Consider the following 13,668-nt stretch of genomic DNA (forward strand, 5'->3'; position numbering starts at 1 on the left):
GACCGTCGGCGATTGATCCCGCTTGGCCCTCGGGTCATCCACCACAGGGGTTATCCACGATGAAGAAGATGTTCGTTCTCGGTATGGCAGCCGGCCTCGTCTCCCTGTCCGCCTGCAACTCGACGCCGACCGAGCAGGCCGCCGACAACATCGAGGCGAACAGCGAAGCCGTGGCCGACAATCTGGAAGAGGCCGCCGACAACGCGACGACCGAAACCGGCGAAGCAGCGCTGGAAAACCGGGCCGATGCGGTTCGCGCGACCGGCCAGAATCAGGCCGAGGACATGCGTACCAATGATCCGGATACGAACCTCGCCAACGGCATGTGATCGCCGGCGCAAAGTTTCACGAATAGGTCGAGCTGCTCCCAAGCGTGGCTCGAACCGGAAGGGCGTTCGAGATCACTCGGGCGCCCTTTTCGCGTTTCCGGGGATTGCCATCCACTTGATCGCAAAACCCTGGAAATGCGCCACTGCCTGCGACAACAGGTCGGGGAAACAGGAGAACGATTTTGCCATCAGCGCCCGTCGCCGTCCTCTTTCAGGCCCTGCCGCCACCGTTGATCGACGGCCTTCGCAAGGATGCGAAGCCGGGCGGTTATTCCGATGGCGGCGCCGATATCGCGTTTGCCCTGCGGTCGGCGGGCCTGCAGGTCGTGACGCCGGCGGCCTCGCCCAATCCAGCGGCGGCGCTCGACTGGGTGTTTCCCGACACGGTCGAGGGCATCAATGCCGCACGTACCGCCGGGGCGGCGACCTTATGGGCCAATACCGTGCTGTTTGCCGGTCATCCGCTCGAAGATGTGATGGGCGATGTCGATATCGTCGGGCAATTGCCCCGTGCGATGCAGGCGTTCGACGACAAGTTCGAGACGAACCGGGCGCTGACCGCCGCCGACTTGCCGACCGCGCGATCCTTCCTGCTGGCCGGCACCGCGCGTGAGGGTGTGCGTGCGCTGGCCGATATCGACCGGGCGTGCGCCGACATGGCGATGGTCTTCCCATTGATCGTCAAACCCGTGCGCGGACGCGGCAGTCAGGGTGTGACGCTGGTCCATGATCTGAGCGCATTGCGTACCGCCGCCTCCGCCCTGATCGACGCGGCGACCTTTGGCGACATGCTGATGGTGGAGGAGTATCTGGACGGCGAGGAGATGACGGTCACGGTCATGCCCCCTGCCGCCCCCAGACCGGACGGAACGCACGGTTCCCACCATTGGGCGCTGCGGCCGGTGATCCGCTTCGACCAGCGGGACGGCGTCGCCCCCTATAATGGCGATGTGCCCGTTTCCGCCAACAGCGTCGCGCTGGCCGCCGGGCGCCTGCGGGAACCGTCGGTGACCGCGATGATCGATGCGTGCACCGCCGCCGCCGCACTGGTCGATGCGCGTACGGCGATCCGGATCGATTGCCGGGCGGATCGCCATGGCCGGTTCAAGCTGTTCGACCTGAACATGAAGCCGAACATGACCGGCCCCGGCCGGCCGGGCCGTGACGATCAGGATTGCCTGTCGGCGATCGCTGCCCGCGCGGACGGGTGGGCGTATGTCGATCTGCTCAGGGCGATGCTGGCGGCCACCTGGCGGCAGCGCTGACGGGTGATCGAGAAAGACGGACCTGGAGCACGATGATGTCAGGCGGACCGGTTCGTCATTGCGAGCGTAGCGAAGCAACCCAGAGCGTCACGCGGTTCCCTCTGTTGCTTTACTCTGCGCGCAATGACGGTTGCTGAAGTCGTTACTTTCCAGCCGCTGACGATCGGTATGCACCGTCGGCCAACATCGCCATCCGCGCCGGCAGCGCCGCGCGGATGGCACGGCGTTCGGCGGAGGGCTTGGCACTCCAGTTGGAAATTTCGCCAATTGTGCGACCGCAGCCGCGGCACCAGCCGGTCGCATCGTCCAGCGCGCAGATGTTGACGCAGGGGCTGGCGATGCTGGCCGGTTCGGCCGGCACGATCTCGATCACGCGTCGATGGGTGTGCGGTTCAGGACCACCTTCAGGAAATCGGGGATCGGGCCGTTCCAGCCGCCATCGTCAGGCTCCTCGCGATACTGCCGCGAGTCCTGGCGCTGTTCGGTACGCGGCTGACGGTCCTCCGTGCGGGAAGGACGCGCATCGCGGGGGGCATCGCGGCGGGGCGCACGCGCCGGGCGTTCGGCACGGGCCTCGACCGCCGGTGCTTCCTCGACCGGTGCCGTGGCGACGGGCGCATCGATGGCTCCCGAAGGAGCGCGATCCGCCCGGTTGCGACCACCGCGACGCGGGCGCTCGCGGGCGGGTTCCTGCTCCGACGCCGGTTCGCCCCCCGCAGTGCGAGCTGCTTCGGGCACGGCGAGACGCGGAATCTTCTGGCCGGTCAGCTTTTCGATGTTCTCGACATTCTCGGCATCGTCGGGCGCGATGAACGTATAGGCGGTGCCGGTCGCCCCGGCCCGGCCGGTACGGCCGATGCGGTGGACGTAATCGTCCGGGTGCCAGGGCGCATCGAAGTTGAACACCGTGCTGACGCCCTTGATGTCCAGCCCGCGCGCCGCGACGTCGGACGCGACGAGGATGTTGATGTGGCCGTCCTTGAACAGATCGAGTTCGGCGATCCGCTGCGCCTGTTCCATGTCGCCATGGATTTCGCCCGACTTGAACCCGGCCTGCTTCAGGCTTTTGTTCAGTTCGCGCACCGTCGTCTTGCGGTTACAGAAGACGATCGCGTTGGTCACCTCTTCCTGTGCCAGGATCTGGCGCAGGCGTTCGCGCTTGTCGACCGACGAACCCTTAACCGGCACCAGCCACTGGGTGATGTTGATGTTGGTCGATGCCGGCCGCGCGACCTCGATCATCTTGGGATTGTCGAGAAACTTGTCGGCCAGCCGCTTGATCGGCGCGGGCATGGTCGCGGAAAACAACAGCGTCTGACGCTGTTTGGGCAGCTTGGTGCAGATCTCCTCGATATCGGGGATGAACCCCATGTCGAGCATCCGATCCGCCTCGTCGATCACCAACATCGAACAGCCGGTCAGCAGGATGTTGCCGCGCCCGAACAGGTCCATCAGGCGGCCGGGAGTGGCGATCAGGACGTCGACGCCCTTCTCCAGCGCCTTGATCTGGTCGCCCATCGACACGCCACCGATCAGCAGCGCCATCGACAGCTTGCTGTTGGCGCCATATTTCTCGAAATTCTCGGCCACCTGCGCGGCGAGTTCGCGCGTCGGTTCCAGGATCAGGCTGCGCGGCATCCGTGCGCGGCTGCGCCCGTGCGCCAGGATGTCGATCATCGGCAGCACGAAGCTGGCCGTCTTGCCCGTCCCCGTCTGGGCGATGCCGATGATGTCGCGCATCATCAGCACCGGGGGGATCGCCGCCGCCTGGATCGGGGTCGGCTCGGTATAGCCAGCCTCGGTTACGGCTTGCAGGAGTTCGTCGGAAAGGCCGAGATCGGCGAAGGGCATGCAGTTGTCCGGAATGAGGGTGCGTGTGGCGCACCCGGTGCAGCTTGCGGGCTTGCCCAACTGCCCGCGAAAGTCAAGATAAAGAGCAAATCCGCGGTGTCGGGATCGCCCTATCGCCGCGCCACCAGCACCTTGAACGAATCGATCTCGCACCGGGCGCCGGAGCGGACGCGGATGGCGTCTCGATCCGCGCAGATGCGGCCATCGCCGCCGGGCCGGATATAAAGCCCGGAATAGAAATCGACCGAGCGGCAATCGTTATCCAGCCGCGCGCGCATCCAGCTGCCATCCGCCAGCAACAGGTCGACCGACGACGGCGCGACGATCGCAGCGGCCGCGACAGCGGCGGTGTCGAGGCATTTGGGGCCTTTGCGCTCCTGCCACCCCTTGCCCGGCTGCGGCCGGGATACCGGCGCGGCAAGGGGCATGCGTGGCACCCGGATCGTGATCCGTTCATGGATAACGATCTGCGCCACGGCCGGGCTCACCGGCTCCGCCATCGCGACCGCGAGCGGCGCCGACAGCGCGATCAGGGAGGTGGGAATGGCGGGATGGTGCATGGATCGATGACCTACATGACCGGTGGCTGTTGAATAGGCGATTAACCCGGCCGTCGTTGCCAGCGCGAGCATGGGATCGTAGCGGACCATGATGACGAGCCGCATCACGCCCCCGCAACAGGCCATGATCGACGAACTGGCGCCGCTGCTCGACGCGGCGGCGATCGTCACCGATCGCGACATGATCGCGCCGTGGGAGCGCGACTGGCGCCGCCGCTTCCACGGCCATGCCCCCGCCCTGCTGGCGCCGCGTTCGACCGATCAGGTGGTGGCGATCGTCCGCGCCGCCGCCCGCCACCGCGTGCCGCTGGTGGCGCAGGGCGGCAACAGCTCGATGGTCGGCGGCGCGACGCCGCCGGTCGACGGGTCGGCGCTGTTGCTGTCGCTGCGCCGGATGAACGCGATCCGGACGCTGGATGCGGAGGCCGGGCGCGTGGTGGCGGAGGCGGGGGTGATCCTGCAGACGATGAACGATGCCGCGCTGGTGGCCGGCTGGCGCTTTCCGCTGACGCTGGGCGCGCGGGGGACGGCGACGATCGGCGGGCTGGTGTCGACCAATGCCGGCGGCACGCAGGTGCTGCGCTTCGGCACGATGCGCGGGCTGGTGCTGGGCGTGGAGGCGGTGATGGCCGATGGCAGCGTGCATGACGGTCTGCCCGCGCTGGCGAAGGACAATCGCGGCTATAATCTCGACCAGTTGCTGATCGGGGCGGAGGGGACGCTGGGCATCGTCACCGCCGCCACGCTGAAACTGGTGCCGGCGATTGCGGCGCGCGGGGTCGCCTGGGCCGGGGTCGCCGATCCCACGGCGGCGCTGGCGCTGCTGCGACGGTTCCAGCGGGCCGGCGATACGGTGGAGAGTTTCGAGATATTGCCGGCCGATACGCTGGCGGCGGCGCTGGCGCATGTACCGGACAGTCGCGCGCCGATCGCCGGCCATCATCCCTGGCACCTGCTGATCGAGGCGACCGCCGCCTCCGCCGGACAGGAGGCGCCCGCCGCATTGCTGGAACGCGTGCTCGCCGCCGCCATAGCAGACGGGCTGGTCGCCGATGCCACGATCGCCGCCAGCGAGGCGCAGGCGACCGCGTTCTGGACCCTGCGCGATTCGCTGTCCGATGCGGAGCGGGCGCGCGGGCCGGCGGTGCAGCACGACATCGCGGTGCCGGTATCGGCGATGCCGCGCTTCATGGTCGATGCGGCGGCGGCGTGCGACGCGCGCTTTCCCGGCACGCACGCATCCGGCTTCGGCCATCTCGGCGACGGCAACATCCATTTCCATGTCCGTGCACCTGCCGGCGTCGATCGCGACCGCTGGTATGCGGAGGATGCGCCCGACATTACCCGCTTCGTCCACGACCTCGTCACCGACGCGGGCGGCACGATCTCGGCGGAGCATGGCATCGGCCAGATGAAGGCGGCCGAACTCGCCCGCCTCGCCCCGCCGGGCCGGCTGGCGGCGCTCACCGCGATCAAGGCCGCGCTCGACCCGCTGGGCATCCTGAACCCCGGCAAGCTCCTTGCCCCGAACTCGTCGGCGGCCTAGAGCCTCGCCCCATCCGGCGCGGGCGGGGGGCCTGCGCGTATATCCAGTCTGGAGTCTTCGTCCATGGCCAGCGCGCCGCAACTGCCGCTCTTCTACAACGGTCTCGAACCGCTTTCGAGCGAGACGCATGCCAATTACCGTGTCCGTCCGCAGGATACCGCCCCCTATCTGGTCGGCCAGCACGCGATCCCCGTCACGGTGGACGAATTCCCGCTGGTGCAGCGCCACATGCCGATCGTCTTCTCGATCGGTGACGATGCCATTCCACTGGCGCTGATGGGCCTGAACGAGGGCACCAACGTGTTCGTCGACGACGCCGGCAAGCTGACCGAGAGCGCGTTCTACGTCCCCGCCTATATCCGCCGCTATCCGTACATGCTGGCCCGCCTGCGCCCGGATGCCGAGGAGCTGTCGCTGTGCTTCGACCCGACGTCGGAGACGATCGGCGCGTTCGACGACGGCGAGCTGCTGTTCGAAAACGGTCAGCCGAGCGAGTTGACCAAGCAGATCCTGGGTTTCAACGAAACCTTCGAACAGGCCGGTCAGCGCACCCAGCAATTCATGCGCGAACTGCGCGAGCTGGACCTGTTGATGGACGGCGAAGTCACGATCCAGATGGACGGCAACGATCAGCCGTTCGTCTATCGCGGTTTCCAGATGGTCAACGAAGAGAAGCTGGCCGGCCTGCGCGGCGACCAGCTGCGCAAGATGAGCCAGTCGGGCATGCTGCCGCTGCTCTATGCGCACCTGTTCTCGCTGTCGCTGATGCGCGACATCTTCGCGAAGCAGGCGCAGCGCGGCCAGGCGCCGCAGCCGCAACTTCAGCCCGCCCTCTGACCGATCCGGCGAGGGCCGCCGCCCACCCGGCGGCCCTCGCCACCCCACCCCCTTGCCATCGCGAGGGATTAGGGGTTCTCTGGCCCGGTCGCGTCGCGCCCGCCAGGAGAACCCCCGCGCATGAGCACTCATCCCGATACCGTCGCCCGTTATTCGCGCGTCGCGATGTGGTTCCACTGGACCATAGCCGTCTTCGTCATCGCCAATCTGGCGATCGGCCTGCTCCACGACAGCGTGCTGGGTTTCGCCTTCCCGATCCACAAGGCGCTGGGCATCACCGTGCTGGTGCTGACCGCCGCCCGGCTGGCATGGCGGCTGGCGCACAAGGCACCGCCGCTGCCCGCGCATACCCCGGCATGGGAACGCGGCGCGGCGCATGCCACGCACTGGGCGCTGTACCTGTTGATGATCGCCCTGCCCGTCACCGGCTGGCTGATGGTGTCGGGCAGCGCCCAGCGCCGGCCCCTCACATGGTTCGGCCTGTTCGACATCCCGTATCTGCCGGTCGGGAAGGCCGCGGGCGGTTTCGGCCACGAATCGCATGAGATACTGGGTTGGGTGATGCTGGCGCTGGTGGTGCTCCATATCGGTGCCGCACTGCGCCATCGCCTGATCCTGCGCGACCATGTGCTGGCCCGGATGGCCCCGGCGCTCGATCGCTAAGCCGTTCGACAGGCCCGGCAAAAAGTTTTTTACGCATCGGGCTTGAACAAAAATGCGGAAAGTCCATTTATGACCCGTACGGCTTTCGTGTCCCCCCTTTCGCGAGGCCGTACGACACGCTTTTAGCGTGTCTCCTCCCTGAACCTTGGCCACCTCGTGCGGACTACCGCGCGGGGTGGTTTTTTATGGATGGCCGGTCACTCGGCGGCTATCGCGATCGGTCCGGCGCCCGCGCCTGCTTCATCCGCCAGCACGTCGATCAGTCGCCGGACCAGCGCCGCGGTCGCACCCAGCCCCGGCCCCGGCAGGTCGAGCCGGTCGTCGAGATACAGGCTGCGGTCCAGTTCGATCTGGATGGCGTGGATACGCAGCGACGGCCGCCCATGCCGTTCGGTGATGTCACCCCCGGCATAAGGCCGGTTGCGTCCGCAGGAGACGCCGGCCGCCATGACCGCCGCCTCCAGCCGCGCAACGAAGCGTGCCCCCGCCGATCGGCCGAACCGGTCGCCGATCACCACCTGCGGCTCGCCCACCGCCAGCGGCGGCATCGAATGCAGGTCGAGCAGCACCGCCACCCCGAACTTCGCCCGCGCCGCCCGCAACAGCCCCTGCAAGGCGGCATGATAGGGTCGATGATCGACGGCAATGCGCTCCTCGATCGCCGCACCGGTGAACCGGCCGCGCCACAAATCCCCCGCCCCGCTCACCCGTCGCGGGACCAGCCCCAGTCCGCTACGCAGGCGGGGGGATGGTGGCACCGGCCGACCGGCGCACGCGCCTTCATCGACCCGCGGATCGCGCTCCTGCTCCGCCCGGTTCAGGTCGATCCACGCCCGCCCGCGCCGCTGGACCAGCATCGTCTCGACGCCGCGTGCGCCGCACGCCACCGCATCGACATACCGGTCCTCCAGCCCCACCAGCGCGGCGACCGGCACCCGCAATGCGGCGAGCAGCGCCGGCGGATACTCGCGTCCGGCGTGCGGAACCGATATGATGACGGGCGATACGGGGTCGCCGCTGCCCCACCGATCGAAACTTCCCTGATCGACACCGCGCTCCATTGGGCGCAGCGTAAGGCCGGCACCGCGATATTTCGACTATAATTCTTTAACCTGGCCCGCCCTATGCGCGCTGTTCAACGAAAAGGCGCCGACATGATCCGAATCCTGCTGGCCGAGGACGACCAGGTCATGCGCGAATATCTGGCGCGGGCGCTGGAGCGTTCCGGTTACCGCGTTACCTCGGTCGATCGCGGCACCGCGGCGATGCCACTGTTGCAGACCGAGACGTTCGATCTGCTACTGACCGACATCGTGATGCCGGAGATGGACGGCATCGAACTGGCCCAACGCGCGAACGAGATCGCGCCGACGATGCGCGTCATGTTCATCACCGGCTTCGCCGCCGTCACGCTGAAGGCCGGACAGGCGATGCCGAACGCCCGAATCCTGTCCAAACCCTTCCATCTGCGCGAGCTGGTGATGGAGGTGGACCGCCTGTTCGAACAGGATAGTGCCAACGGCATCAATTGAAGGCTTGCACGATCCCGGACCTCCGGCTAGTGCCCCGCCCAGAGTGGGCGTGTAGCTCAGTGGTAGAGCACTGTGTTGACATCGCAGGGGTCGCAAGTTCAATCCTTGCCACGCCCACCATCAAAAAGCCCCGGTAGCTCGACTGAGCAACCGGGGCTTTTTTATTGTCCGACGGGGGTTCGCGGTCGGGCGATGGGATGGGCGCCGTTCCACGCATCCACCGCATCGCGCGGGGCGCCGATGCGACCGCGCCGGCCGCAGGAGAAACATTGCACCGCAAAGGTCGCGGTCGGTCGCTCGCCACTCTGGCGTCGTTCGCTGACGCCGACGAAGCTGCGCTTGCCGCAGCGGACGCAAGGGTGCGCGCGGACGAGTTCGGCGGTCATCAGGTTGCGATCGGTTTGCAGCTGGATCATCCGGCTAGCCATAGCATGCATGTTGCAGTGCAGCATGGTCATATCGGATCGTCCGATCACGTCCTCTACCCGGCTCGACCGGAAACAGGCGTTCTGCCGTCGGAACATCGCACGACTTCTTCCGTCAGGCCGAAGTCATCCAGCTTTCAGCCCAGCCAACCACCCTTGAAGCCCGCCAGCGTCAACCCACGCCGGATATGCGGGTTACGGCGCATCACTTCCCAGACGAAGCCGGTGCGGTGGTTCTCGATCATCGCCACGATCGGCCCCTGATCGATGCCGAGATAATCGCCATCGACCCAGCCGATACCGGGGACGATCCGGCCATGCTTCAGCGGTTCGTGCGGTGCGGTCAGGGTGGGGTTGAAGGAGTCGAGGAAACCATAACGACTGTAGATGCCTGCACCGTAGCGGGCATGCATCGCGCGGATCGTCGGCTCCACGATCTCGGGCGCGAAGGCGATCGATCCCAGCGCCGCGGTGGGGGCGATGGTGCCGTCGTCGCGTTCGCCGGGGCCGCGCGCAGAATAGCTGAAATACTCACGGGCATCGTCGCCCTGCCCGGTGCGGAAATCGCCGGGGCCGTCGCATGCGGTCAGGCCCCAGCAATCGGCGCCATATCCCGCCCAGCGGCCGGGATTGGCGACCGCATAATTCCGCTGGTGATAGGTCGCGCGGCAGCTGTTCTCGAAATAATCGATACCCCTGGTCGCGATATAGGGATCGCGGATACCCCGGAAGTCGATCCAGACATGGCTGTACTGATGGCCGAACATCGGCGCGAAATGCAGATGTGCCTGATCGCCGGTGCCGGTCCAACTGGCGTCGAACCGCTCGGTCAGGCGCGGCCACGTCTCGGGCGGCAACGGATGCGTCGGCGAAGCAAGGCCGAGCACATACAGGATCATCCCCTCGTTATAGATGTTCCAGTCGCTGGGGATGAACCCCGTCTCCGGATGCCAGCCCATCGACACGAACGGCGGACGCGGCACGATCCAGCTCCAGTCGACCGCCCGGTACAGTTGCTCCGCCAGCGCGCGGATGCGGACCTCGTCCGGGTGGTCGCCGTCATAAAAGCTCTGCGCGAACAACACGCCGCCCAGCAGCAGCGCGGTGTCGATCGTCGACAACTCGCACCGCGCGAACCGCTGACCCTTCGTCACGCCGAGGAAGTGGTAGAAGAAACCCTTGTAACCGCTGGCGCCGGTCGGCTCCGGCCCCTGCGGCGCCCCGGCGAAGAACTGCAATGTCGTCAGCGTCCGCGCCCGCGCCGCCTCGCGCGTGACCCAGCCATGCTTCACGCCGATGGGATACGCGGTCAGCGCGAACCCCACCGCCGCGATCGAGGCGAAGGACGGCGTCGGCCAGCGATCCATCGCCAGCCCGGTGGCGGGATCGGTCGTCTCCCAGAAGAAGCGAAAGGCGCGCTCCTGAATGTCGGTCAGCAGATCGGGGGAGTGGCCCGTGGCACGTCGGGTCGTGACACAGCCGGTCAGCATCATGGCCAGCGTCGACGTACCGGCAGCGAGGAAGTGGCGACGATCGATCACGAATGGCCTTCGGGCAAAAGGAGGCCGGGGCGGACGGTGCCGCCCCGGCGAGGCAGATCAGAAGCTGAACCCGGCGGACAGCTTGACCGTCCGCGGCGGATTGCCGCCGATGCTGTATCCGGTCCGTTGACGATAGACGGTCGGCGAGGCAGCATCGACCACGTTGTCGTTGGGATCGTTGTTGTATTCCGTATAGTTGCGATCGTTCATCGCGTTGATGATGTCGACGCGCAGGCGGATACGGGCCTGATCGTTAACGAACCCGATCGGAATGTATTTGGTAAAAGCCAGATCGAGCTGGCGCCGACCCCACCGATCGCCCAGCGAATAGACCTCGGTCCCGACGACGGTGCGTCCGAACGGGTTGGCAGTATCTTGGATCGCCTTTTGATAACGGGGCGATTCGATCTGGAATTTGCCCGACATCGACACGCCGATCGGCAGATCGACGCTGGCTGCGGTGACGAACCGGTGGCGCGGCACGCCTGACGACCGCAGAGTCGGGTAATCGTTGATCGACGGGAAATCGAGCGAGAAGGTTTCGCCGAACTGCCGATTCTCGACTGCATCGGTATAGGTATAGGTGGCGTCGATGCTCCACGGCGACGCGGCCGAATACGACTTGGTCAACTTGACGTAGGCAGCATTGGACTTTGTCTCCAGGCCGTTGTCACCGATAATGATCGCGCCATATCCCGGCGGTGGCGAACCGAAGGGCGAACTGGGCGTATCGGTAGGATTGGCTGGATCGTTGAAGAAGAACGATCCATCGGCCCGGCGATTGCCGAGCAGATAGACAAAACCGTCCTTGCTTTCGATGTGCGTGTAGCCGACTTCCACTTCGACTGCCCGCACCCGGTGACGCACACCCAAGCTCAGCTGGTCCGAATACGGCACCTTCAGATCATTGTTGATGAAGCGTAATTCGCGCCCGCCGCCGACAGTTTGTGCCGCCAGAATATCGCGGCCAGCCTGTGTCAGATAAACAGGATTATAAGCGATGCAAGTCAGCCCCGGATCGCAGGGGTTCTGGGAATTATTGCCGATAAAGTTGAATTCCCGTGTCCGGAACGCGCCCTGGCTAAGTTCCTGCTGAAGGAAATCGAACTGATTGCGATCGTAGGACCGGCCGACACCACCGAACACGGTGAAACGGCCCTGCTCGTCGAGGCGATAGGTGAAGCCGATCCGCGGCTGGAACGCACCCTTGAACGCCTTACGCTTGCTGCCGTCGGTGATGTAATCGTTTATGTTGTAATCAGCGTTGACCAAGTTCGGGTAGTTGGCGACCGACACCGCAGCCAGATTCTCGGCAGGTGTGACGTAATCGAGATAGGCGGGCGTCCGCTCGTAATCCCAACGCAAGCCGAGGTTAAGCGTCAACCGATCGCTGATGTCCCAGTCATCCTGCAAGTAGATGCCAAACTGAAAATTGTTGGATTTCACGACCGAATTGCCGGACGTTCCCGGTGCGCCGAACTGGACGCGGTACGGAACCGTGTCGTTGAAGCCGGTCTGGCTGAACAGGTTGACATCGTAGGTATAGAGCGGATTGAGCAGATTCTGTTCGAGCGAGTTGAGCTTGACCCACTTGGTCTTCACCCCCGCCTTGATCGTGTGACGGTCGATGCCGGTCCAGGTGAAATCGTCCTGGACCGTCCATCCCTTCTGGCCCTTGTCCTGATAATTGGAGCCGCCGCCGATGCGGAAAAGGTCGAACCGCGTCACGCCGCCGTTATTGCGGATCGTCGATTGGAACAGCGAGCTGTTCGCAAACAGGGCCGGCGTCGGCGCCCAGCTGACATCCTCGTACGACACACGGAAATCGTTGATCCAGTTGGCGGCGGTATGCTGCCACCGACCCATCGCGCGCAGTTCGTCGACCTTGGTCGGGCTGGCGGTTTCCACCGCCGCGATGCCGCTGTTGACGCCGGTGTTCGATTCCTTGCGATACTTGCCGGTGAATTCGATCAGGTCGCCGTCGGTCGGCACGATATCGATCTTGCCGAAATACAGGTCCTCCTTGAACGTCGAGCTGACCGTGCCGAAGAGGTTCTGATATTGCGCGGGCAGCGAGGCGACGGTGATGCCGTTGCCGGGCAGGATATCGACCGGGAAGGCCCGCCGCTTGCCTTCATAACTGGCGAAGAAGTGCATCACGTCCTTGATGATCGGACCGCCCAGCGCGCCGCCGAACTGCTGGTCCTTGGTCTTCACCTTGGCGATCGGGGTCGGGAAGATTTCGGTCGGGCGTTTGTCGCGCAGCGACTGGTTGGTGTAATCGTAGAAGCCCTCACCGTGGAATTCGTTGGTGCCCGACTTGGTCAGCGCAACGATCGCGACCGAGCTGACCTGATCGAACTCCGCCTTGTAATTGGAACTGAGCACCTGATACTCGCCGATCGCGAGCTGCGGGAACGGGTTGCCGGGGCTGGAATCCTGCCCGGTGATACCGTTCTTCAGGACATAGTCCTTCTGGCTGACGCCATCGATGAAGACATTGACGGTGCGGCTGTCCTGCGCGCCGCCCTGAATCCGCGCCGCACCGCCGCTGTTCTCCTCCACGAAGCGCACACCCGGCGCAAGGTCGGCGAAGGCGAGGAAGTTACGGCTGTTCTGCGGCAGCTGGTCGATCAGCCGCTGCGTGATCGTGGTGCCGACGGTGCCGCCCGACAGCGAGCGGATACGGCTGCCGGTGACGACGATCTCGTCGCTGTTCGACGTGGTCGATCCGACCACCGTCTCCTCCGTCGCGGGCTGGGCCGGCGCGGCGGGAGCGGACAGGTCGAGGTCCAGACCGGCGTTCTGGCCGACCTGCAGGGTGAACGCGTCCGAATTGCGCGTGCCGTTCTTCAGCTGGATTTCAAGCGTGTACGTGCCCGCCCGGATCGACGCGAAATTGTAGGAACCGTCCGCCCCGGCGACGACCGTGCGACGATACCCCGTCGATGCCTCGACCGCGGATACCTGCTGCACCGGATTGTCGGCGGTCGAGGTGATGCGGCCGCGCAGCGACGCCTGCCCGACCTGCGCCGCGACCGGCACCGGCATCAACATCGCACCGCCGGCGAGCGTGGTGGCGGCAATCAGCGCCGCACGGAGCATCGTCCTGGTCATCA

The 13,668-nt window shown here is 65.7% G+C and carries 13 protein-coding genes and 1 tRNA gene; 7 read left to right on the forward strand and 7 right to left on the reverse strand.

Annotated elements, in window-relative coordinates:
* Positions 1–59: 59 nt before the first annotated feature.
* The gene (locus JAO74_RS10400; protein WP_199037651.1) at positions 60–329 is read left to right on the forward strand and encodes a hypothetical protein; all 270 of its coding nucleotides are present in this window, start codon (positions 60–62) and stop codon (positions 327–329) included.
* Positions 330–511: 182 nt separating this feature from the next.
* Complete coding sequence (locus JAO74_RS10405; RefSeq protein ID WP_199037652.1) at positions 512–1,594, forward strand: D-alanine--D-alanine ligase family protein; 1,083 nt, start codon at positions 512–514, stop codon at positions 1,592–1,594.
* 142 nt (positions 1,595–1,736) lie between these two features.
* Here the strand turns inward: JAO74_RS10405 and JAO74_RS19080 are convergent, their stop codons facing one another.
* The 3 genes from JAO74_RS19080 to JAO74_RS10420 form a co-directional block, all read right to left on the reverse strand.
* Positions 1,737–1,967, reverse strand: coding sequence for a DUF1289 domain-containing protein (locus tag JAO74_RS19080; RefSeq protein WP_332908780.1), 231 nt, complete (start codon positions 1,965–1,967; stop codon positions 1,737–1,739).
* Positions 1,964–3,445, reverse strand: a complete 1,482-nt coding sequence (locus tag JAO74_RS10415; RefSeq protein WP_199037654.1) for a DEAD/DEAH box helicase — start codon at positions 3,443–3,445, stop codon at positions 1,964–1,966. Before JAO74_RS10415 ends, JAO74_RS19080 begins: the two co-directional genes overlap by 4 nt.
* A 110-nt stretch (positions 3,446–3,555) precedes the next feature.
* Entirely contained in the window at positions 3,556–4,005 is a 450-nt protein-coding gene (locus JAO74_RS10420; protein ID WP_199037656.1) for a hypothetical protein, read from the reverse strand.
* An 88-nt stretch (positions 4,006–4,093) separates the two neighbouring features.
* Between JAO74_RS10420 and JAO74_RS10425 the strand changes: the two genes are divergently transcribed.
* From JAO74_RS10425 to JAO74_RS10435, 3 genes are all read left to right on the forward strand, one after another.
* Positions 4,094–5,551 carry an FAD-binding oxidoreductase gene (locus JAO74_RS10425; RefSeq protein ID WP_416194303.1) on the forward strand — a complete coding sequence of 486 codons (1,458 nt, stop codon included), beginning with the start codon at positions 4,094–4,096 and terminating at the stop codon, positions 5,549–5,551.
* A gap of 63 nt (positions 5,552–5,614) precedes the next feature.
* A complete protein-coding gene (locus JAO74_RS10430; protein WP_199037658.1) occupies positions 5,615–6,388 on the forward strand; it encodes a SapC family protein in 774 nt (257 codons plus the stop codon).
* A 120-nt stretch (positions 6,389–6,508) separates the two neighbouring features.
* Positions 6,509–7,051, forward strand: a complete 543-nt coding sequence (locus tag JAO74_RS10435; protein WP_199037660.1) for a cytochrome b — start codon at positions 6,509–6,511, stop codon at positions 7,049–7,051.
* Positions 7,052–7,248: 197 nt separating this feature from the next.
* Here the strand turns inward: JAO74_RS10435 and JAO74_RS10440 are convergent, their stop codons facing one another.
* Complete coding sequence (locus tag JAO74_RS10440; RefSeq protein ID WP_199037662.1) at positions 7,249–8,112, reverse strand: N-formylglutamate amidohydrolase; 864 nt, start codon at positions 8,110–8,112, stop codon at positions 7,249–7,251.
* Between the two features lie 93 nt (positions 8,113–8,205).
* Here JAO74_RS10440 and cpdR point away from each other — a divergent pair, with 93 nt between their 5' ends.
* Both cpdR and JAO74_RS10450 read left to right on the forward strand, forming a co-directional pair.
* Positions 8,206–8,583 carry a cell cycle two-component system response regulator CpdR gene (cpdR, locus tag JAO74_RS10445; protein ID WP_199037664.1) on the forward strand — a complete coding sequence of 126 codons (378 nt, stop codon included), beginning with the start codon at positions 8,206–8,208 and terminating at the stop codon, positions 8,581–8,583.
* Positions 8,584–8,628: 45 nt separating this feature from the next.
* Positions 8,629–8,703: transfer RNA gene (locus JAO74_RS10450), tRNA-Val, on the forward strand.
* Positions 8,704–8,744: 41 nt separating this feature from the next.
* Here the strand turns inward: JAO74_RS10450 and JAO74_RS10455 are convergent.
* From JAO74_RS10455 to JAO74_RS10465, 3 genes are all read right to left on the reverse strand, one after another.
* Positions 8,745–8,999, reverse strand: a complete 255-nt coding sequence (locus tag JAO74_RS10455) for a hypothetical protein (RefSeq protein WP_199037666.1) — start codon at positions 8,997–8,999, stop codon at positions 8,745–8,747.
* A gap of 146 nt (positions 9,000–9,145) precedes the next feature.
* Complete coding sequence (locus JAO74_RS10460; protein ID WP_416194304.1) at positions 9,146–10,549, reverse strand: glucoamylase family protein; 1,404 nt, start codon at positions 10,547–10,549, stop codon at positions 9,146–9,148.
* A 57-nt stretch (positions 10,550–10,606) separates the two neighbouring features.
* The gene (locus tag JAO74_RS10465) at positions 10,607–13,666 is read right to left on the reverse strand and encodes a TonB-dependent receptor (protein WP_233150878.1); all 3,060 of its coding nucleotides are present in this window, start codon (positions 13,664–13,666) and stop codon (positions 10,607–10,609) included.
* Positions 13,667–13,668 lie beyond the last annotated feature (2 nt).

This window comes from Sphingomonas mollis (genome assembly GCF_016427505.1).
Taxonomy (GTDB): Bacteria; Pseudomonadota; Alphaproteobacteria; order Sphingomonadales; family Sphingomonadaceae; genus Sphingomonas; species Sphingomonas mollis.

Excerpts from the sequence above, each read along its gene's own strand:
- JAO74_RS10400 (WP_199037651.1), top strand. The coding sequence starts at position 60 with ATGAAGAAGATGTTCGTTCTCGGTATGGCAGCCGGCCTCGTCTCCCTG.
- JAO74_RS10415 (WP_199037654.1), bottom strand. The coding sequence starts at position 3,445 with ATGCCCTTCGCCGATCTCGGCCTTTCCGACGAACTCCTGCAAGCCGTA.
- JAO74_RS10420 (WP_199037656.1), bottom strand. The coding sequence starts at position 4,005 with ATGCACCATCCCGCCATTCCCACCTCCCTGATCGCGCTGTCGGCGCCG.
- JAO74_RS10425 (WP_416194303.1), top strand. The coding sequence starts at position 4,094 with ATGATGACGAGCCGCATCACGCCCCCGCAACAGGCCATGATCGACGAA.
- JAO74_RS10430 (WP_199037658.1), top strand. The coding sequence starts at position 5,615 with ATGGCCAGCGCGCCGCAACTGCCGCTCTTCTACAACGGTCTCGAACCG.
- JAO74_RS10435 (WP_199037660.1), top strand. The coding sequence starts at position 6,509 with ATGAGCACTCATCCCGATACCGTCGCCCGTTATTCGCGCGTCGCGATG.
- JAO74_RS10440 (WP_199037662.1), bottom strand. The coding sequence starts at position 8,112 with ATGGAGCGCGGTGTCGATCAGGGAAGTTTCGATCGGTGGGGCAGCGGC.
- cpdR (WP_199037664.1), top strand. The coding sequence starts at position 8,206 with ATGATCCGAATCCTGCTGGCCGAGGACGACCAGGTCATGCGCGAATAT.
- JAO74_RS10455 (WP_199037666.1), bottom strand. The coding sequence starts at position 8,999 with ATGATCCAGCTGCAAACCGATCGCAACCTGATGACCGCCGAACTCGTC.
- JAO74_RS10465 (WP_233150878.1), bottom strand. The coding sequence starts at position 13,666 with ATGACCAGGACGATGCTCCGTGCGGCGCTGATTGCCGCCACCACGCTC.